Origin of the sequence: Paraburkholderia sp. J11-2 (genome assembly GCF_905220185.1) — a bacterium.
In the GTDB taxonomy this organism is placed as follows: Bacteria; Pseudomonadota; Gammaproteobacteria; order Burkholderiales; family Burkholderiaceae; genus Paraburkholderia.
Window position 1 is genome coordinate 177,260 of record NZ_CAJMYY010000005.1, and the last position, 18,728, is coordinate 195,987.

The 18,728-nt window shown below is 65.1% G+C and carries 15 protein-coding genes; 9 read left to right on the top strand and 6 right to left on the bottom strand.

What is annotated here, in order from left to right:
* The first annotated feature begins 2 nt into the window (after positions 1 to 2).
* Positions 3 to 1,112: a purine nucleoside permease gene (locus tag U5A57_RS09300; RefSeq protein ID WP_321910132.1), complete on the top strand. Its 1,110-nt coding sequence runs from the start codon at positions 3 to 5 to the stop codon at positions 1,110 to 1,112.
* Between the two features lie 367 nt (positions 1,113 to 1,479).
* Positions 1,480 to 2,784, top strand: a complete 1,305-nt coding sequence (locus U5A57_RS09305; RefSeq protein WP_321910133.1) for an NAD(P)/FAD-dependent oxidoreductase — start codon at positions 1,480 to 1,482, stop codon at positions 2,782 to 2,784.
* A gap of 641 nt (positions 2,785 to 3,425) precedes the next feature.
* On the opposite strand, the gene U5A57_RS09310 is transcribed toward U5A57_RS09305, so the two are convergent.
* On the bottom strand, positions 3,426 to 4,313 hold the full coding sequence (locus tag U5A57_RS09310) for a LysR family transcriptional regulator (RefSeq protein WP_321910135.1): 888 nt from the start codon (positions 4,311 to 4,313) through the stop codon (positions 3,426 to 3,428).
* 123 nt (positions 4,314 to 4,436) lie between these two features.
* Between U5A57_RS09310 and U5A57_RS09315 the strand changes: the two genes are divergently transcribed.
* The 5 genes from U5A57_RS09315 to U5A57_RS09335 all read left to right on the top strand — a co-directional run bounded on the left by U5A57_RS09315 (position 4,437) and on the right by U5A57_RS09335 (position 9,597).
* A complete protein-coding gene (locus U5A57_RS09315) occupies positions 4,437 to 5,954 on the top strand; it encodes a UbiD family decarboxylase (RefSeq protein WP_321910137.1) in 1,518 nt (505 codons plus the stop codon).
* Positions 5,947 to 6,531 carry a UbiX family flavin prenyltransferase gene (locus U5A57_RS09320; RefSeq protein ID WP_321910138.1) on the top strand — a complete coding sequence of 195 codons (585 nt, stop codon included), beginning with the start codon at positions 5,947 to 5,949 and terminating at the stop codon, positions 6,529 to 6,531. Before U5A57_RS09315 ends, U5A57_RS09320 begins: the two co-directional genes overlap by 8 nt.
* A 123-nt stretch (positions 6,532 to 6,654) precedes the next feature.
* A complete protein-coding gene (locus tag U5A57_RS09325) occupies positions 6,655 to 7,824 on the top strand; it encodes a GGDEF domain-containing protein (protein ID WP_321910140.1) in 1,170 nt (389 codons plus the stop codon).
* A gap of 140 nt (positions 7,825 to 7,964) precedes the next feature.
* Complete coding sequence (locus U5A57_RS09330) at positions 7,965 to 8,981, top strand: SGNH/GDSL hydrolase family protein (RefSeq protein WP_415774048.1); 1,017 nt, start codon at positions 7,965 to 7,967, stop codon at positions 8,979 to 8,981.
* Between the two features lie 277 nt (positions 8,982 to 9,258).
* The gene (locus U5A57_RS09335; RefSeq protein WP_321910143.1) at positions 9,259 to 9,597 is read left to right on the top strand and encodes a CBS domain-containing protein; all 339 of its coding nucleotides are present in this window, start codon (positions 9,259 to 9,261) and stop codon (positions 9,595 to 9,597) included.
* Between the two features lie 64 nt (positions 9,598 to 9,661).
* Here the strand turns inward: U5A57_RS09335 and U5A57_RS09340 are convergent, their stop codons facing one another.
* Positions 9,662 to 10,834, bottom strand: coding sequence for a citrate synthase family protein (locus U5A57_RS09340; protein WP_321910144.1), 1,173 nt, complete (start codon positions 10,832 to 10,834; stop codon positions 9,662 to 9,664).
* 174 nt (positions 10,835 to 11,008) lie between these two features.
* On the opposite strand from U5A57_RS09340, the gene U5A57_RS09345 reads away from it, so the two are divergent.
* A complete protein-coding gene (locus U5A57_RS09345; RefSeq protein ID WP_321910146.1) occupies positions 11,009 to 12,373 on the top strand; it encodes an MFS transporter in 1,365 nt (454 codons plus the stop codon).
* A gap of 45 nt (positions 12,374 to 12,418) precedes the next feature.
* Entirely contained in the window at positions 12,419 to 13,396 is a 978-nt protein-coding gene (locus U5A57_RS09350; protein WP_321910147.1) for a 2-hydroxyacid dehydrogenase, read from the top strand.
* Positions 13,397 to 13,413: 17 nt separating this feature from the next.
* Here U5A57_RS09350 and U5A57_RS09355 read toward each other — a convergent pair whose 3' ends face one another.
* From U5A57_RS09355 to araD, 4 genes are all read right to left on the bottom strand, one after another.
* The gene (locus U5A57_RS09355) at positions 13,414 to 14,484 is read right to left on the bottom strand and encodes a LacI family DNA-binding transcriptional regulator (protein ID WP_321910148.1); all 1,071 of its coding nucleotides are present in this window, start codon (positions 14,482 to 14,484) and stop codon (positions 13,414 to 13,416) included.
* Between the two features lie 55 nt (positions 14,485 to 14,539).
* Positions 14,540 to 15,823, bottom strand: a complete 1,284-nt coding sequence (locus tag U5A57_RS09360) for an MFS transporter (protein WP_321910414.1) — start codon at positions 15,821 to 15,823, stop codon at positions 14,540 to 14,542.
* A gap of 117 nt (positions 15,824 to 15,940) precedes the next feature.
* Positions 15,941 to 16,690 carry a ribonuclease activity regulator RraA gene (locus U5A57_RS09365; protein ID WP_321910150.1) on the bottom strand — a complete coding sequence of 250 codons (750 nt, stop codon included), beginning with the start codon at positions 16,688 to 16,690 and terminating at the stop codon, positions 15,941 to 15,943.
* 27 nt (positions 16,691 to 16,717) lie between these two features.
* Entirely contained in the window at positions 16,718 to 18,466 is a 1,749-nt protein-coding gene (gene araD / locus U5A57_RS09370) for an L-arabinonate dehydratase (protein ID WP_415765434.1), read from the bottom strand.
* Positions 18,467 to 18,728: the final 262 nt, after the last annotated feature.

The following is an 18,728-nucleotide window of genomic DNA, read 5'->3' on the forward strand; positions in this document are numbered from 1 at the left end:
CAATGCGAACCCGCCTCACGTTGCTCTGCGCCGCGCCGTTGCTCGCTGCCTGCGCGTTGCAGCCTCTTTCCACGCAACAGGACGCAGGAACGCTTTCTGCGCCAACCGCGGCTTTCGCGCAGGGCGGCGCCACCGCGCACGGCCGTGCCGTGAAAGTCATGATCGTGACGATGTTCGCGCCCGAAGCGAAGACATGGCTGGAGCGCCTCGGTCCCTGGGAGTCCGTGACGATCGCGGGCCTCTCGCCCGACTATCCCAAGGTGCAATGCAATACCGACGACGTATGCGTGATGACAACCGGCATGGGCCACGCGAACGCTGCCGCCTCGACCATGGCCCTCGCCTTTGCGCCTCAGTTCGACCTGCGCAAGACTTACTTTCTCATCGCGGGCATTGCGGGCGTGAACCCCGAGCACGGCACGATCGGCTCGGCGGCCTGGTCGGACTGGCTCGTCGATTTCGGCCTGCAGTGGGAAATAGACGGCGACGGCCGCCCGCGCAACTGGCGCACCGGGTATCTCGGCATCAATACGAAAAGTCCCGACGAAAAGCCCGCGCTCGACTACCGCACCGAGGTGTTCCGCCTGAACCCGCGGCTGACCGAGGCCGCCTGGGCCATCTCGCACGACGTGACGCTCGCCGATAACGCGCAGGCTCAGGCCGCGCGCGCGAAATATGCTTATGCACCCGCGAACCGGCCGCCCACCGTGATCCGCTGCGATTCGGTCGCCGACGACACCTGGTGGTCGGGCAAGGCGCTCGGCGCGAGGGCAAGCGAGTTCACGCGTCAATTGACCGGCGGACAAGGCGTGTACTGCATGACGCAGCAGGAGGACAACGCCACGTTCGAAGCACTCAGGCGCGCAGCGCGTGCGCAACGCGTGGACCTCGATCGCGTAGCCGTGCTGCGCGCAGGCTCGGATTTCGATCGTCCGTATGCGGGTGAATCGAATGCGGCAAATCTACTGAACTATGCAAGCCAGGGTGGCTTCGCACCCGCGTTGGAAAACCTCTATCGCGCGGGCCATCCGCTCGTGCAGACCATCGTCGCGCATTGGAGCGAATGGCGCAATGGCGTTCCTCCAAGCCCTTCTCAACGCGCACCTCGTTAACGGCGCCACGCCCTGTCCCCGCTTTGCCGCGTAGCATCCTTGTGAGGAATACAGATGATCGATGCATGGCGTTATCCGGCACGCATCGCCTATTCGCAAAGCAATTACAGCGCACGATCGTTCATACGCATGGCGCATGCGAATGCGGGATTTCCGCTACTGAAATCCTCCTTTGACCGGATAGCTTTATCGCGGCATCTATGCCAGATTAGGTCTCACTCATTTTGAGCGCAGCGCAGGGGTCGCGAAGCGATGCGCCATGATTCACGGGGGACAGCATGCACGGTTACTTCCCTCCCCTTCATGCCGCCACGCCCATCCTGTTCGCGAGTGTGTCCGCGTGTGACTATTCGCGAGCCAGTGCGTCATGAATGCCGCCAGCATCGTCGTGCTCGGCGCGGGGCCAGCAGGGTCAGCCGTTGCGCGCGCGCTTGTGGGGCTCGGCTATCGCGTGCAGGTGGTGAGCGACTGGCGTCGCTTCGATGCTGCCGAAGCCCTATCGGCACGCGCGATCGAAGCGCTGCGCCGTGCGGGCCTGCATCGCGCAGCCAGTCGCGGCGAGGGACCCTGCGTGCGCACCACACTCTGGAACGGCGTGCTGCAAACGCTCGACGCGGAATTCCTCGTCGACCGGCGTGTGTTCGATGCGGCCTTGCGCGAGGACGTGCGCGGCGCGGGCGTGGACGTGATCGAGGCGAATGTGCGTTCGCTGCAGTCCACTTCCGCGGGGCACGACCTCATGATCGAAACCGCTGACGGACCGCTCACGTTGCGCGCGGATTTTCTTGTCGAAGCGCGTGGCCGCCTCGCACCGCTCTTGCGCGACGCCACGCGCGGCCCGCAAACCGTGAGCCTGCTGAACGTATGGAAGGGCTGCGCGGGCGCGGCGGCCACTGCGGTGGAAAGCCTGCCGGCCGGGTGGGCGTGGATGGCGCGCCTCGGCAACGGCCGCTGCTACTGGCAATTGACGCTGGACGTCACGAACCCCGAGCTGCCGCAGCGCGATGAACTGCTCGCGTTCTGCGAGCGCATGCGGCACTCGCCGCTTGCCAGCGACTTCTTCGCAGGCGACGCAGCGAACGACGCGCGCCTCTATGCGCGCAGCAGCACCGCCACGCTGTGCGGCCGTACCGGCGGCCACAACTGGCTGCGCGTGGGCGACGCCGCCATGGCCGTCGATCCGCTTGCGGGCAATGGCGTGTTCCAGTCGCTCACCTCAGCGTTGCAGGCGCCCGCCGTGATTCACACGCTGCTCGCGCGGCCCGAGCGCGCGCCGCTCGCGCTGCGCTTTCACCAGCAGCGCATTGAGCAGTTGTTCATGCGCTTCGCGCGCACCGGGCGCGATGTGTATGCGCTCGAACAGCGCTGGACCACGCAGCCCTTCTGGCAAACGCGTAGCGCGTGGCCCGACGACCGGCCTGCTCGTGTGAGCGCCGATTTCAACGAGTTGAACGTGGGACGCGCGCCCGTGATCGACGGCGGCATGATTGCCGAAGCGGATGTGGTCGCGAGCCCGGACCAGCCGCTTGGCATCTGGCATCTGTGCGACGCTGCGCTTGCGCCTGTTGTTGAGGCGTTGCGGCGGGAGCCCGCCGAGCAGGTGCTCAAGTCGCTCGATGCGGATCAGGCGCGGATGATTCGGCATTGGCTTGCCATGCAGGATTATCCTTAGCTTTAGGTCGCCGTGTGGCCAGGCGGTTTGGTGTTTCTCTTTGGGCTTTCCTTGTTTTCGTGGCGGTATGCCAGCGTTGCCCCTGTGCGGGGCGGCACCTACTTTCTTTGCAGCGGCAAAGAAAGTAGGCAAAGAAAGCCGTTCAAACCGCCAGCGCCAGCCACAGTTCACATCGCGCCATCCCAGGTGAATGGCTCCGGAGCGTCTGTCACCTCGCACCATTCTCGTTAGTGACAAAGGGCTCGTCCGTTCCCGCTGCTCGCTGCGCGCGCAGCGGTTGGGTCTGCAAGGGAAACCAAGGGGCATTGTCATGCGGTAACGCAATGCAAGCGCACCACTGGTTTTAGGTTATGCCCTTCGGGGCGCGCAGCGCCGCCGGAAGGATGAGCGCCTTGTCACTCAGTTCGGTGGTGCGAGGTGACAGACGCTCCGGAGCCATTCAACTGGGATGGCGCGATGTGAACGGTGGCAGGCGCTGGCGGTTTAAGCGGCTTTCTTTTGCCTACTTTTCTTTGCCGCTGCAAAGAAAAGTAGGTGCCGCCCCGCACAGGGGCAACGCTCGCATACCGACACGAACACAAGAAAAGGCCAAAGCCCCAGGAACACAAAAACCATCGCACTGCAAATCACCAGCACCCACCTCACCGCTCCTGAGCGGCCATCTCCAGCAACGCCCGCGTCCCCGCCGATCGGTCATACGCCCGCGTAGCGATCACCACTTCGCTATACCCATTCGCCATCGCAAGCGGCTTGAACACCGCCCCTTCCAGCCCAAAGCGAGCGAGCGTGCGCGGCACGATGCCAACTCCAAGCCCCGCTGCCGCGAAGCTCATCACGCCCACGGAATCGGTCGTGCGCAATACACTGGCAGGCTCGACCCCGGCCTCGAGACACAGCTCCGTCACGCGATGCCCGAGCCCAACGCCGGGCGGATCGTCCACGACGATGAGGCGCTCATCGGCCACGTCGCGCAGCGTAATCCGACGACGGCCGGCGCAACGATGTTCGCCAGAGAGCACGACATCGAGCGGCGTGCGCGAAAACGGCGTGATGCGAATCGAGGCCGGCTGGGGCCCCGGCGGCGAGCGCAAAAACGCCACGTCGATGCGCTCATCGGCGAGCGCGTTCATCTGCGCCTGCACGGAGATCGCGCGCAGTTCCAGTTCGACCTCCGGCCGCGCCTGTGCAAAACGCTTGAGCAGCGCAGGCAGTTCCGGCTCGAGCGCTACGGAACTCGCATAGGCAATGCACAGCTTGCCCAGTTCGCCACGGCTCGCACGGCGCCCGGCCAGCACCGCCGTTTCCGCCTGCGTAAGCGCGGCGCGCGCGTGCTCCAGAAACACCGCCCCCGCGCCAGTCAGCTCGATGCCCCGCCTCACGCGCTGGAACACCTTGAAGCCAAGCTGCGTTTCGAGCGCTTTCATCTGCTGCGTAACAGCCGGCTGGGCAATGCCCAAGCGCTCGGCGGTGCGGCCGAAATGCAGTTCCTCGGCCGCGATCACGAACGTTCGGAAGTAACGAAAGTCCATAGCTGCACATTTAACAAATAAGATTATCTTATCAAAATCGCCGGTTTCGATTTATTGATTCGATCGATACAAAGCGGTCCAATAGGGCTATCCAGCCTTTGGCTTCACCCACACCGCACGACCATGAATCAACGAATCGAACCCGCTCAACTCCAGACCGAACCCATCGACGACCTGCGCTCGGCCCTCAAACGGCTCGAGCAGTCGCCCGGGCAACTGCTCGAAACCGACCACGAGGTCGACCCGCATGCGCAACTTGCCGGCGTCTACCGGCACATCGGCGCGGGCGGCACGGTCGAGCGGCCCACCCGCCTCGGCCCCGCGATGATCTTCAATCACGTGAAGGGCTACCCGCAAAGCCGCGTGCTGGTCGGCCTCATGGCGAGCCGCAAGCGCGTAGGCCTGCTGCTCGACGCCGAACCGCGCCGCCTCACCCAGCACATGGCGCAAGCCGTGCGCAACGCCATCGACCCCGTGAGCGTGCCGCGCGAAGCCGCGCCGTGCCAGGAAACCGTGTATCTCGCGAGCGACCCCGGCTTCGATCTGCGCAAGCTCATTCCCGCGCCGACCAACACCGAGAGCGACGCCGGGCCGTTCCTGTGCCTCGGCCTCGTGCTGGGCAGCGACCCTGACACCGGCCACGCCGACGTCACCATCCACCGCCTGTGCGTGCAGGGCCGCGACGAGCTTTCCATCTTCTTCGCGCCGGGCCGCCATATCGACGCTTTCCGCCAGAAAGCCGAAGCGCGCGGCGAGGCGCTGCCCATCTCGGTGAACATGGGGCTCGACCCGGCCATCCATATCGGCGCCTGCTTCGAAGCGCCCACCACGCCGTTCGGCTTCGACGAACTTTCCATTGCGGGCGGGTTGCGCGGCAAGCCGGTCGAACTCGTGGACTGCGTGAGCGTGAAGCAGAAGTCGATTGCGCGCGCCGAGATCGTGATCGAAGGCGAGATCCTGCCGAACGTGCGCGTGGCCGAAGACCAGCACACGCACACCGGCCACGCCATGCCTGAATTTCCGGGCTACAACGGCCCGGCCAATCCTGCGCTGCCCGTCATCAAGGTCAAGGCCATCACGATGCGCCACGGCGCGATCATGCAAACGCTCGTGGGCCCGGGCGAGGAGCACACGAATCTCGCGGGCATTCCCACCGAGGCGAGCATCTACAACGCCGTGGAAGCCGCCATGCCCGGCTTCGTGAGTCAGGTGTACGCACACACGGCCGGCGGCGGCAAGCTGCTCGCGGTGCTGCAGGTCAACAAGCAGTCGGCCTTCGACGACGGCCGCGCGCGGCAGGCGGCGATCATCGCGCTCGGCGTGTACTCGGAACTCAAGCACGTGATCCTCGTGGACGCCGACGTCGATCCCTTCGACACCGACGACGTCATGTGGGCCATGACCACGCGCTACCAGGGCGACGTCTCTACCGTGTTCGTGCCCAAGGTGAACGGGCATGTGCTCGACCCCTCGCAAACGCCCGAATTCAATCCCGCGCTGCCCGCGCGCGGCGTGACCTGCAAGACCATCTTCGACTGCACGGCGCCGTACCATCTGCGCGACGAATTCGTGCGGGCGAAGTTCAAGGAGGTGGACCCGCGCCCGTTTGCCCCCACGCTTTTCGGGGGCGATCATGAGTAAGCGCGCGTTGAATGGCCGCAAGCGGCTGATCGTGGGCGTGACGGGCGCCACGGGCTTTATCTATGCGGAGCGCACGCTGCGTCTGCTGCGCGAAATGGAGGTCGAGACACATCTCGTGATCTCCCGCGCGGCCGAACTCACGCGCGAGTACGAGTCGAACCTCTCGCGCGAAGCCGTGCATGCGCTCGCCGACCATGTCCACCCGATCGCCGATGTGGGCGCTTCCATTGCGTCGGGGTCGTTCCGCACGCTCGGCATGCTCGTCGTGCCGTGCTCGATGCGCACCGTTGGCGAGATCGCCTCGGGCGTCACGAGCACACTGCTCACGCGCGCCGCCGACGTGGTGCTCAAGGAGCGCCTGCCACTCGTGCTGATGGTGCGGGAAACGCCGCTGAACCTCATTCACCTGCGCAACATGACGACGGTGACCGAGGCCGGCGCAGTGGTGTTCCCGCCGGTGCCCGCGTTCTACGCGAAGCCCGCGAGCCTGCAGGAGATGGTCGATCATTCGGTGAGCCGCGCACTCGACCAGTTCGGGCTCGATACCGAACGCATAGAGGCGTGGCGCGACGCGTAAAGCCTCCGTGGACACCCCGCGGACGCACGCCGGACAATCAGGGAACGTGCATCGCAGTATTAAGTTTCGGCGTAAAATGCGCCGTTCGCCGCGATGTACCGGCGTAGAAGCCTCACGCCAGCGATGCACGTCGATCTACTTACCATCTACTTTCTCCTGATCGGGACCCTGCTAGCCAGTTCCCTGATCACGCTCTGGGAGCATCGAACGCATCCCGCGCGCAGCAAGGCCTTACGGATTCTTGCCGCCGGGTACGCCACCCTCGCAACCGGGTGCGCCGCGGTACTCGTGCGCGCCGACCTGCCGGGCGTATGGGGCGCGGCGCTGAGCAACCTCATCATCATGGCCGGCTATCTGCTGGTGTTGCACGGCGTCGCGACGATGAACGGGCGGCAATACCGGGCAGGCTCGATCGCCCTGCTCGCGCTGATCGCGCTGACATGGGCCACATGGGGCGCACGGCATCCGGCCGAGATGTGGTATTACGCGAGCGCGTTTCCCATTGCGCTGGCGAGCGGCATGACTTCGCGCGAGTTGTTGCGCGGCGACGGCATGAAAGGGGTGCAATCACGCCACGTCGCGACCTTCGTGACCGGCTTTCATGCCCTTTTTTACGTGTTCAGGACGTTTTTGCTCCCCTTGTTGGGGAGCCGCTATGGGGACGGCTTCGTCGCGCTGGTCAGCAAGATCACGATGTATGAAGGCGTGCTGTATTCGATCGTTCTGCCCATGTCGCTGCTCAAGCTGATTCGCGAGGAAACGCACGGGCAGCTTTTGCGCGAATCCCAAACGGACTACCTGACCCGCCTTGGCAACCGCCGCTGGTTCTTCGAAGAAGGCGAGCGCGTGATGAGCGAGGCCGGGGCGCGCGAGGCCGGGGCCCGCCAGCCGGTCTCGCTCCTCGCCTTCGATCTCGACCACTTCAAGACCATCAACGACCGCTACGGCCACAAGACCGGCGACGAAGTCCTCAAGGCGTTCGCCGACATTGCCCGCAGCGCCATGGGGCCCGACGCGATCCTCGCGCGCATAGGCGGTGAAGAATTCGCCGCCCTGCTGCCAGGCCACGACCGCTTGCGCGCCAAAGCGGTGGGCGAAGCGATCGCCCGGCGCTTCGCCCAAACCGCGACGCACAAGATCGAAGGCGTGGACATCCGCGCCACGGTGAGCATCGGCCTCGCGCAGCATGGTCACGAGGCGTCCACGCTCTCCGACCTGCTGGCCGCTGCCGACGCCGCGCTCTACAGCGCGAAGTCGCTGGGCGGCAACCGGCTCGAAATGCTGGTTCTCTAGCACCGCACGCCAAGTCAGCCATTTGTAGGCTGCGCGCATCCTTTTTGCTGAGCCACTTAAGCCCGCCTCATCCCGGTCGCGGGCGTAACCGCACTGAGCGGTAAGGGGGCGCAATGGCAACGATCGATTCCCGGATCCGGATGGCAATTTCTGCCGGACTCATTGTCCTGCTCGCGGCTTGCGGCGGCGGGGGCGGCGGCGGCGGTGGCAGCAGCGCAAGCGGAGGCTCGAGCACCGGTGCGAACACGCCGGCGGGCGGCGTCAAGCTGCAGGTCGTCTCGTTCGGCGACAGTCTTTCCGATGTCGGAACCTACGCGCCGATTGCGGGCGCCGTAGGCGGCGGGCGGTTCACAACCAACCCCGGCCAGGTCTGGTCCCAGGACGTCGCGCAATATTACGGGGACACCCTGAGCGCCGCCTACACCGTCAGCATTGATCACAAGCTGAGCGCGCAAGGTGGCTTCGGCTACGCGGAGGGCGGCTCGACGGTCGCCACGCCGGCCGACCAGTACGACTTCCTCTCGAGCGTGATCGGCAACATCGAAATGCCGGTCAATCAGCAGGTTTCGAACTATCTGTCCGCGCACGGCAGCTTCAACTCCGGCCAGCTCGTGCTGGTCTGGGCAGGCGCGAACGACGTGCTGCGCGCGGGCAATCCGCCGTCCGCCAATACCGTCGTGCAAACCGCCGCCACGACGCTCGCGCAAATCGTCGGACAGATCGTGCAGGCCGGCGCCACGCATGTCGTGGTGATCAACGTGCCGAACATCGGGCTCTCGCCCAAGGGCCTTGCCGCTGCCGACGGCGGCGCGAATCTGACCCAGCTATCGCAGCTCTTCAACTCGACATTGAACGGCGCATTGCAGGCCGAAGGTTTGCAGGGCAAGGTCATCGAAGTCGATTCGTACACCTGGATCACGCAGCTCGTGGCGAACTTCCAGGCGAGCGGATTTAGCGTGTCCAACACGGCCCAGGCGTGCGACGCTTCGAAAACGCCGGACGACACCTCGTTGCTCTGCTCGCCGGCCACCTATGTCGCGGCCAATGCCGACCAGACCTATATGTTCGCCGACGACCTGCACCCGACCACGCACACGCACACGCTCTTCGCGCAGTACGTCGAGCAGCAGATCGCGGCGAGCGGCCTGGGTCATTGAGTGCTGGATTCACGCGGCCGCGGGGCGTAGCCAGCACACACTTACCAGCAATGTGACCTACACTCAGTGCGTGACGCATTTCGCAACCCGCTCGGACGTGACCGCGCTATGCAGCGAGGAGACCATCGCCTGCCATAGATGCGCATCGTAGGCAGTGCGAGCAGTCGTTCGTTGCGAACCCCGATTCTGGCGCCTTGGCACCGTGTGCCCCCGCCGGTGTGTCTGCCAGAATCGTGCGACGAATGAAGATTCGTCGCGTCACGCTGAAGGAGCGACCATGCGCGCACTCGACATCACGACCGAGTCCGTCGTCTCCGCCATGCCGGAGATGACGATCCGCGACGTGGCGACCTTGTTCGTCGACAACGATATCGGCGGCCTGCCGGTCATCGACGCAACGGGAAAGGTTGTCCGCATCGTCAGCCACAGCGACATCCTGCATCGAATAGCGAACGGTACGGTCCGCGCGAAACGCGCACGGTGGCTCGAAATCCTCGTGTCGTCGCCGCGCGAACAGGCCGCTGCAGACGATCCCGCACCGCCCGCGGTCAACGGCAAAGCACACGACGACGCCATCGTGCATAAAACGTTTCCTCGCGTGACGCCCACGCTCTAGCGCAGCCTTCGAACATCGACTGCATACGTCTGTCACATCTGGAGAATGAGGGCGATTTCCTTCGTCAATACTCCTGATGATTTCCAGCGCCGGCGGGTCCGATATAGTTGGCCCGCGGCCGCAGCAGCGTGCCGCTCGTCATCTGCTCGATGGCGTGCGCCATCCAGCCCACGCTGCGACCAATGGCGAATATCGCGAACACGGCATCTTCCGGCAAGCGGCACCAGGCGGCCAGCGCGGTGAGCGCGATGTCGATCGTGGGCGCGAGACCGCGCGACGCGTGAACGTAGTCGATCAGCGCGCGCACGTCGTCCGGTGCCTCGAACGCCGCAAGCAGATCCGCCGCGCGCGGGTCGCCTTGCGGATAAAGCGCGTGACCGAAACCCGGCAACGGGCCGTTCGAATCGAGCCACGACTCGGCCGCCGCCGCGACACCCATCTCGCGCACCTTGCCGAGCAGCGCCTGCACGCGCAATGCGGCGTCGCCATGCAAGGGCCCGGCGAACGCGGCGAGACCCGCCAGCATGCATGAGCCAAGCGACGCGCCCGTCGATGCGGCCACGCGTGCGGCAAACGCCGAGGTCGTCAGCTCCTGGTCCGCCAGCAACGCGAGCGCACGCCGCAGCAAGTCCGCCTGCGCTTCGCACTGCCACGCACGCGCGAGCCGCTCATGCAGCGCGCCGCTTTCACCGAAGGCGCCGATGTTGCGAGGCCCGACGAAGGCGCTCGCCAAGCGGCCCACGAGGCGCGCAGCTTCCTCGTTCAACCGCGCGGCAACGAGCGCGCCGCTCGAAGGCGGCTGCGCCGCGGCGAGTGCAATCGACGCATACACTCGCGCACGCGGCGGCGCCCCAACGGGCACGCTCACGTCGTCGTGGCAGGTGGGGAAAACCGGTGCAGCGCCGGTTGCCCATAGACATTGGGCGACCTCTTCGAGCGTCGCCCGGCTCGCGAGTTCGACCGCATCGTGCCCGCGGTAGTAGAGCCTGCCCCGCGCAATCGTGGAAATACGCGTGTTGATGATGGGTTCGCCCCATGCCATCGTGCTCGCCGCGATGTTCTTGTGCGCGCGGCCCAGATCCCGTTTCTTCCTGAGCGCCGCGACATCCGAGCCGCTGTACAGCTTGCGGCTTGCGTGCTCCGGGTCCCAGCGCACCTCGATGCGCCCGCGGCTCACATACGCGTACAACGTCTGCTTGCGCACGCCGAGCGCGTGACAGGCCTCCTCCTGCGTCATCCAGTTTTCCACTCGCTTTCCCTGGGTTGGGCTGGTTGATTCACTTAATCAAGATTGACGCGTTCTGGCGGGGTGCGTCAAATACAGTCAATCCGACCCGCGCACAGCAACGCAGCTTACGGGTACGGATCGACAATGATAACCGCGCCTTAGAGCCCGACACTGGAGACACCGATGTCCACGCAGAGGTCCGTCAGCTACGCCGCCACTGAAGTCACAAGCGCCGCGCGCGCCACCCGCACGCGATACACGATTCTGGCCGCCATCCTGTTGCTCGCGACGGTCGCCTACGCAGACCGCGCGATCCTCTCGATTGCCGGACCCGGCATTGCAAAGGAATTCGGGCTCAACCCCATCCAGCTCGGCTACGTGCTTTCGGCGTTCAGCTGGGCCTATGTGGTCGGGCAGATCCCAGGCGGCCTGCTGCTCGACCGCGTGGGCACGAAGGTCATGTACGGCGCCACGCTGATCCTGTGGTCGCTCGCAACGATACTCGTCGGCTTCGTCGGCAAGGTCACTTCCGATGTATCGATGGCGCTGGGCCTGCTGTTCGCGTTGCGCTTCGCACTGGGGCTCATCGAAGCGCCGAGTTTCCCCGCCAACAGCCGCGTGACGGTCATGTGGTTCCCGAAGGAGGAGCGCGGCTTCGCCACGTCGTTGTTTGCGTCCGCATCGTATTTCGCGGTGGCGATCTTCTCGCCGTTCGCGGGCTGGCTCACCGGCAAGTTCGGCTGGCCCGCACCGTTCTTCGCACTCGGCCTGATCGGCATTGCCTGCGCCGGCATCTGGGTGCGCGTGATGAACGAACCGCGCAAACACCCGCGCATTTCGCCGGCCGAACTCGACCGTCTCGTCGCGGGCGGCGCGATGATCGACATCGACTCGAAGTTCGAGCGTCTGTCGCGCCCCGCGGTGTCCGGCAAGGCGCTGCGCATGCTGCTGGGCAACCGCATGCTCTGGTGCTCGTATATCGGCCAATATTGCGTGATCGCGCTGAGCTATTTCTTCATCACGTGGTTTCCGATCTACCTCGTGCAGGCGCGCGGCATGAACGTCATGCAGGCCGGCCTCGCGACGATGCTCCCGGCTGTCGCGGGCTTTCTGGGCGGCATTGCGGGCGGCGTGATTTCGGATGCGCTGATCCGGCATGGCTGGAGCGTTTCGTGGGCGCGCAAGACGCCCTATATCGTCGGCATGGCGGTGGGCTGCTGCATCGTGTTCTCGGCGTTCACCGAGAGCAACACCGTGATCGTGCTGCTCATGACGCTCGCTTTCTTCGGCAAGGGCGCAGCGGCCGGCGCGGGCACCTGGGCCATCGTCTGCGATACCGCGCCGCGCGAAGCCGTGGGTCTCGCCGGCGCGATTTTCAACTGTATCGGCAATATTGGCGGTATCGTCACGCCTATCGTGTTCGGCTATATCGTGCAGGCAACGGGCGGCTACACGGCCGGTCTTTATTTTGTCGCGGCACACTGTGTGGTCGCGGCGCTGGTTTATCTCGTGTTCATGGGCCGCATCGAGCGCGTGAACGTCAACTGAGCGCGTGCCCACGCCTCAACCGAAGCAAGGATTCATCGATTCACCATGGCAAAACCCATCATTCTCAACGCAGCCGAATTGCCGGAACGCACCCAGGCGGAACTCGCCTCGCTCTTCACGATGCTCGAACTGCCGAAGGCGCCGGAAGAAGCGGCTGCGTTTCTCGCGCAGCACGGCGCGTCCATTCGCGGCATCGCGCTGCGCAAGACGAAGATCGATGCGGCATTTCTCGACGCCCTGCCCGCGCTGGAGATCATTGCGAGCTATAGCGCCGGCCTCGACAACCTCGACGTGAAAAGCGCGCAGGCGCGCGGCATCCGCATCGAAAACGCGTCGCACGTGCTGGCCGAAGATGTCGCGAATACCGCTATTGGCCTGGCGCTCGCGCTCACGCGCGACATCGTGCAGGCAGACGCCTACGTGCGCTCCGGACAATGGCCCGAGCATGGCGCACTGCCGCTCGGCCGCTCGATTTCGCGCATGAAGGTCGGCATTGTCGGGCTCGGCATGATCGGCGCGGCGATTGCGAAGCGGTTGAAGGCGTTCGGCTCGCAAGTCGCGTACTACGGGCCGAACCGCAAGAGTGTCGATCTGCCGTATTACGACGACGTAACGCGTCTTGCGGCCGATAGTGACATGCTGATCCTCACCTGCCCGCTCACGCCGCAAACGCATCATCTGGTGAATGCGGCCGTGATCGACGCGCTCGGCCCGCAAGGCTTCCTCATCAACATTGCGCGCGGTCCGGTGGTCGATGAACAAGCGCTGATCGCGGCGCTCGATGAAGAACGTATCGCAGGCGCGGCGCTCGACGTGTTCGAGCACGAACCCCATGTGCCGCAAGCGCTGATCGACAACCCGCGCGTCGTGCTGACTCCGCATATTGGTTCGGCAACGGAAGAAACGCGCACGGGCATGGCCGATAACGTGGTCGATATGCTGGCGAGCCATTTTGGCATTGCCAGTCCGCGCAGCGCACCTGAGCAAACGCCGGAAGTCGTGAAGACCGCCGCAGCAGCCTGACCGCTCCTGGGCAAGACTCAGGCCGATTCGCGCGCCACGATCGTGAACCCCACGTCGAGCGCGCGAGCCTCGGTCACGCTGGTTTCGCCGCTCAGGCGGTCCAGCAAAAAGCGCGCGGCGTTCACGCCAATGCGCGTGCCCTCCACGCGCACGGTGGTTAGCTGGGGCGTGGTTTCGGTGGCGAATTCCAGATCGCCGAAGCCGCAAATCGCCAGTTGCGAGGGGACGTGCACGCCCATCTGGCGCGCGGCACCGAGCGCGCCGATGGCGAGCAAGTCCGAGCCGCAGAACACGGCGTCGATATCCTGGGCGCGCGCGAGCAGTTGCGGCAGCGCGCGCTTGCCGTGCGCGACGGAACTCGGTGGCGCGACCTGTTCCTCGGGCACGTCCTCGATGCCTGCCTGCGCGAGCCGTTCGCGAAAGCCCGCGCGCCGCGCGAGCGCGCGCGCGTCGTTGGCGGAGATGAGCGCGGGACGGCGCGCGCCACGCGCGATAAAGTGCTCGGCCACCGCCGCGCCGATCCGGTAGTGCGAAAAGCCCACCAGCATGTCGATGGGCGTATCGGTCATGTCCCACGTTTCGACCACGGGAATGCCAACGTTCTTGAGGCGTTCGCGCAACGATTCGGTATGCGCCACACCCGTGAGCAGCACGCCTTCGGGACGGCGGCTTAAAACCGTATCGAGCAGGCTCTCCTCGTTCGACGCGCTATAGCCGCTCAGCGCGAGCAGCACTTCGTAGCCCGCGCGCGACATCGTCTCGCTGAACACCTGAATGGTTTCCGCAAACAGCGAGTGCGAAACCGTTGGCACGATGGCCGCAACGAGCCGCGAGCGCGCCGACGACAACCCGCCCGCGAGCCGGTTGGGCACATAGCCCAGTTTCTGCACGACCTGACGCACGCGCTCCAGCGTTTCCGGCGCGACCGACTCCGGGTTGTTGAACACGCGCGAAACCGTGATGGGCGAGACGCCCGCCTGCGCGGCGACATCGGTGATGCGCAGGCCCTTCGGGCCGCCGCGCGTGCGCTTCGTGCGCACGGTGGCGTCCGCGTGTTCGATGCTCGGAGCGGGTTTGATGGTCGACATGAACGTGAACGGGTGTGGGCGGTGCGCGGCTATTGTAGCGAATGCGCCTCGCAGCCTAGCGTGCGTTGTTCGGCAGGGGCGCGCCGTCTGCGGCTTGCGGCGTACGATTGCCACGGCGCAGGATCATGGCGGTGACGATCGCGAAGATCACCATGCACGCGGCGGGCACGAGCATGGGCATGCGCGTGCTACCCGTTGCCTGCTTCACGAAGGGCACGAGATTCTGCGCAATGAAACCGCCAATATTGCCGAGCGAATTGATTGCCGCAATGCCTGCCGCAGCGCGCGCGCCGTAAAGGAACTTGGGCGGCAGCGTCCAGAAGCACGGAATCAGCAGATACATGCACGGCGCACCAAGACACAGCGCGGCGAAGCGCAGCGCGTGGCCCGGCAGAAACACCGACGAAACAAAGAACACCATGCCGAGCAGCGACGCCACGAGCATCGCGACCGTCGCATGATTGCTCGCGCGCAGCCGCGAAGGGAGCGTCGCGAGCACGATCGTCGCCAGCAGCCAGGGAATGATGTTGAGCAGCCCGTTCGTGGTGTTGCTCACGCCGAATCCCTTGACGAGCGTAGGCAGCCAGTAGCTCACGCCGTACACGGAAATCGACAGCATCATGTAGTAGAACGCCATGCCGAGCACGCGCGGCTCCGTGAGCACGCTGAGCACGGAGCCGTGGCGCTCCCGGCCCCGCGCGGCCGCGCTCTCGGTCGAGAGCGTGTGCACGAGCCAGCGCTTCTCCCCTTCGGAGAGGAACGTCGCTTGCTGCGGCGCCTTCGGTAACAGGTACAGCACGACGATCGTCAGCAGTACCGATGGAATGCCGGTGACCACGAACACGAGCTGCCAGCCTTGCAGTCCGAACAGTCCGCCTTTGTCGAGCAGCCAGCCGCAAATCGGCGCGCCGACCATGTTGCCGAGGCTGCTGCCCACCGTGAAGTAACCGAGCATGCGCACGCGGTGGCGCTGCGGGAACCACAGGGTGAGGTAATAGATCACGCCGGGATAGAGCCCGGCTTCGGAGGCGCCCAGCAAAAAGCGCAGGACGTAGAACATCGTGGCGTTGCGCGTGAAGGCGAGCAAAATCGTCACCACGCCCCACGTGAACATGATGCGCGCCATCCAGCGCGGCGCGCCGTACTTGTGGAGCAAAATATTGCTCGGCACCTCGAACAGCAGATAGCCGATGAAGAACAGCGACGCGCCAAGCCCGTATGCGACCTCGGAAAGCCCGAGGCTGTCGAGCATCTGCAGCTTCGCGAAGGCGATGTTGGAGCGGTCGATATACGCGACCAGATAAAGCACGCCGAGCAGCGGCATTAGCCGCCAGCCCATGCGGTTGATCAGACGCGGCTCGTCAACCGCTGCGATGGCATCGTTCACGTTGTCTCCTGAGCCCGCTTTGCGCACGGGCCTCTGTTTATTGGTGCCGTTCTGCTTACTTCAGGCGGCCTATTTTGCCTGCTGCTCGCACCATGCGCGATATGCCGCCAGCGTTTCCTCGTTCGGCGGATAGGTGCCGCGCAGTGCGAGACCCGACTCGATGCGCTCGGTGATGAACGCTTCGAGCCGCTCCTGTTCGGTGGCGTCGCGCGCCACTTCCTCGGCCATTTCGTGCGGCACGATCACGACGCCATCGGCATCGGCCACGACGATATCGCCCGGATAAACCGCCACACCGCCACACGCGATCGGCACGTTCATGTCCACGGCATGATGTTTCGCGAGATTCAGCGGTGCGCTCGCCCCCGCGCACCACAGAGGCAAACCGAGCGCCGCGATCGTGCCGCTGTCGCGCACAGGGCCGTCCGAGACCATGCCCGCCACGCCGCGCTTCGCGAGACGCAACGCGAGAATCGAGCCCACCGACGCCACGGTGCGGTCTCCACGGCAGTCCTGCACGAGCACGCTACCCGCAGGCGCCGTTTCCACGGCCTTGCGCTGCGGATGATCCGGGTTCTGAAACACGCCCACGTGGTCGAGGTCCTCGCGCGCCGGAATATTGCGCAGCGTGAATGCAGGACCGACGAGATTCGGCGTGCCCGGTTCGGGCTTCACGAGCGGCGCCACGCCCTGCAAAAACACATTGCGCAGGCCTCGCTTGAAGAGTTGGGTCGTGAGCGTGGCGGTGCTCACGTGACGCAGTTGTTCGAGCGCGGCTTCGCTGACTGGCGGGTTCGTTGCAGAGTTCGGTGCGGTCATGATCGGTGATGTCTTCGATGGTGGAGATTAGTGAATTTCAGGCTCGGTGCCGTGGGCTTCGCACGGCGTGGCGGCTGGCGTTTCGAGGAAATCGAAATCGCAGCCCTTGTTCGCCTGCGTCACGTGCAGCTGATGCATCACGCCGAAGCCGCGCTCGAACGGACGCTTCGGCGCCGTCCACGCCGCTTTGCGCGCGGCCAGTTCCGCGTCGCTCACCTGCAGATGCAGGCGGCGCGCCTCGACGTCGAGCTCGATGATGTCGCCGTCTTTGACGAGCGCGAGCGGCCCGCCCACGAACGATTCAGGCGCCACGTGCAGCACGCACGCGCCGTAGCTCGTGCCGCTCATGCGCGCGTCGGAAATGCGCAGCATGTCGCGCACGCCTTGTTTGAGCAGCTTTTGCGGAATCGGCAGTTGGCCCCATTCGGGCATGCCGGGCGCACCTACGGGGCCCGCGTGCTGCAGCACGATCACGGAGTCGGCGGTGACGTCGAGGTCGTCGCTGTCGATACGTGCCGCCATGTCGTTGTAGTCGCGAAACACGACGGCGGGGCCGCGATGCCTGAGCAGATGCGCCTCCATCGCCGCGGGCTTGATGACCGCGCCGTCCGGCGCGAGATTGCCCGTGAGCACGGCAAGGCCGTCGCGCGCGACGAGCGGGTTGCGGCGCGTGCGGATCACGTCGTCGTTGAAGATTTCCGCGCCCGCGATGTTTTCGCCGAGCGTTTTGCCGCTCACGGTCATCTGCGTGCCGTCGATCAGGTCGCCGAGTTCCACGAGCAGCGCACGCAGGCCGCCTGCGTAATAGAAGTCCTCCATCAGATACTGGCCGGCCGGGCGGATATTGCCGAGCACGGGCGTCACGCGCGCGAGTTCGTCGAAGCGCGCCGTGGTCAGATCGATGCCCGCGCGGCGGGCCACGGCCACGAGGTGCACGATCGCGTTGGTCGAGCCCGACATCGCGAGCACGGTGGTCACGGCATTGTCGAACGCCTTCGCGGTGAGGATGTCCGAGGGCTTCTGGTCGGCCCACACCATCTCGACAATGCGCTGCCCCGTGAGCGACGCGTACTGCGCGTGACGCGAGTCCGCCGCGGGAATCGACGAAAAACCAGGCAGCGTGAGGCCTAGCGCTTCGGTGGCGCTCGTCATCGTCGAGGCCGTGCCCATCGTCATGCAGTGGCCCGGCGAGCGCGCGATGCCGCTCTCGATGCCCTTCCACTCGTCTTCGGTGATCTTGCCCGCGCGCAACTCCGCCCAGTACTTCCATGTGTCCGAGCCGCTGCCGAGCGTGCGGCCATTCCAGTTGCCGCGCAGCATCGGCCCGGCGGGCAGATAGATCGCGGGCAGATCCATGCTGATCGCGCCCATCAGGAGACCCGGCGTGGTCTTGTCGCAGCCGCCCATGAGCACGCAGCCATCGAACGGGTACGACTTGAGCAGTTCCTCCGTCTCCATGGCGAGGAAGTTGCGGTAAAGCATGGTGGTGGGCTTCTGGAACGGCTCCGCCAACGTCATCACGGGCATCTCGACCGGAAAGCCGCCCGCCTGCCAGATGCCGCGCTTCACCTCCTCCACGCGTTGCTTGAAGTGCGTATGGCACGAGTTGATCTCGCTCCACGTGTTCACCACGGCGATCACGGGCTTGCCCATGTAATCGGACGCGTGATAGCCCATCTGCGCGGTGCGCGAGCGGTGGCCGAACGAGCGGAGGTCGTTGACGCCGTACCAGCGGTAGCTGCGCAGGTCTTCGGGCTTCTTGCGGACTGGGGACAAGGTGTTCTCCATGATAACGCTACCATTTCGGCGAATAAAAAAACCGCCGAGGGCGGGCGGGTTCGATAGGGCCGCTGGTGAGGTGTTCCAGATGGTAGCGTTATCATTCGCGATCGGATCCTGGGGGAAATACGGAGCGTGATGCACGCAGTACGTCTGTCGTGCTGCGCTGCATGTCGGTTGCCGCCCCTTTTTCGGACATATCCGATACCACCGCCGGCCGGTCTACCTGACGATATCTCACACAAGATAATTTTATCCC

Excerpts from the sequence above, each read along its gene's own strand:
- U5A57_RS09350 (WP_321910147.1), top strand. The coding sequence starts at position 12,419 with ATGGCAAAACCCATCATTCTCAACGCAGCCGAATTGCCGGAACGCACC.
- U5A57_RS09360 (WP_321910414.1), bottom strand. The coding sequence starts at position 15,823 with ATGGGCTGGCGGCTAATGCCGCTGCTCGGCGTGCTTTATCTGGTCGCG.
- U5A57_RS09320 (WP_321910138.1), top strand. The coding sequence starts at position 5,947 with ATGAGTAAGCGCGCGTTGAATGGCCGCAAGCGGCTGATCGTGGGCGTG.
- U5A57_RS09340 (WP_321910144.1), bottom strand. The coding sequence starts at position 10,834 with ATGACGCAGGAGGAGGCCTGTCACGCGCTCGGCGTGCGCAAGCAGACG.
- U5A57_RS09365 (WP_321910150.1), bottom strand. The coding sequence starts at position 16,690 with ATGACCGCACCGAACTCTGCAACGAACCCGCCAGTCAGCGAAGCCGCG.
- U5A57_RS09300 (WP_321910132.1), top strand. The coding sequence starts at position 3 with ATGCGAACCCGCCTCACGTTGCTCTGCGCCGCGCCGTTGCTCGCTGCC.
- U5A57_RS09325 (WP_321910140.1), top strand. The coding sequence starts at position 6,655 with ATGCACGTCGATCTACTTACCATCTACTTTCTCCTGATCGGGACCCTG.
- U5A57_RS09315 (WP_321910137.1), top strand. The coding sequence starts at position 4,437 with ATGAATCAACGAATCGAACCCGCTCAACTCCAGACCGAACCCATCGAC.
- U5A57_RS09310 (WP_321910135.1), bottom strand. The coding sequence starts at position 4,313 with ATGGACTTTCGTTACTTCCGAACGTTCGTGATCGCGGCCGAGGAACTG.
- U5A57_RS09305 (WP_321910133.1), top strand. The coding sequence starts at position 1,480 with ATGAATGCCGCCAGCATCGTCGTGCTCGGCGCGGGGCCAGCAGGGTCA.
- U5A57_RS09345 (WP_321910146.1), top strand. The coding sequence starts at position 11,009 with ATGTCCACGCAGAGGTCCGTCAGCTACGCCGCCACTGAAGTCACAAGC.
- U5A57_RS09335 (WP_321910143.1), top strand. The coding sequence starts at position 9,259 with ATGCGCGCACTCGACATCACGACCGAGTCCGTCGTCTCCGCCATGCCG.
- U5A57_RS09355 (WP_321910148.1), bottom strand. The coding sequence starts at position 14,484 with ATGTCGACCATCAAACCCGCTCCGAGCATCGAACACGCGGACGCCACC.
- U5A57_RS09330 (WP_415774048.1), top strand. The coding sequence starts at position 7,965 with ATGGCAATTTCTGCCGGACTCATTGTCCTGCTCGCGGCTTGCGGCGGC.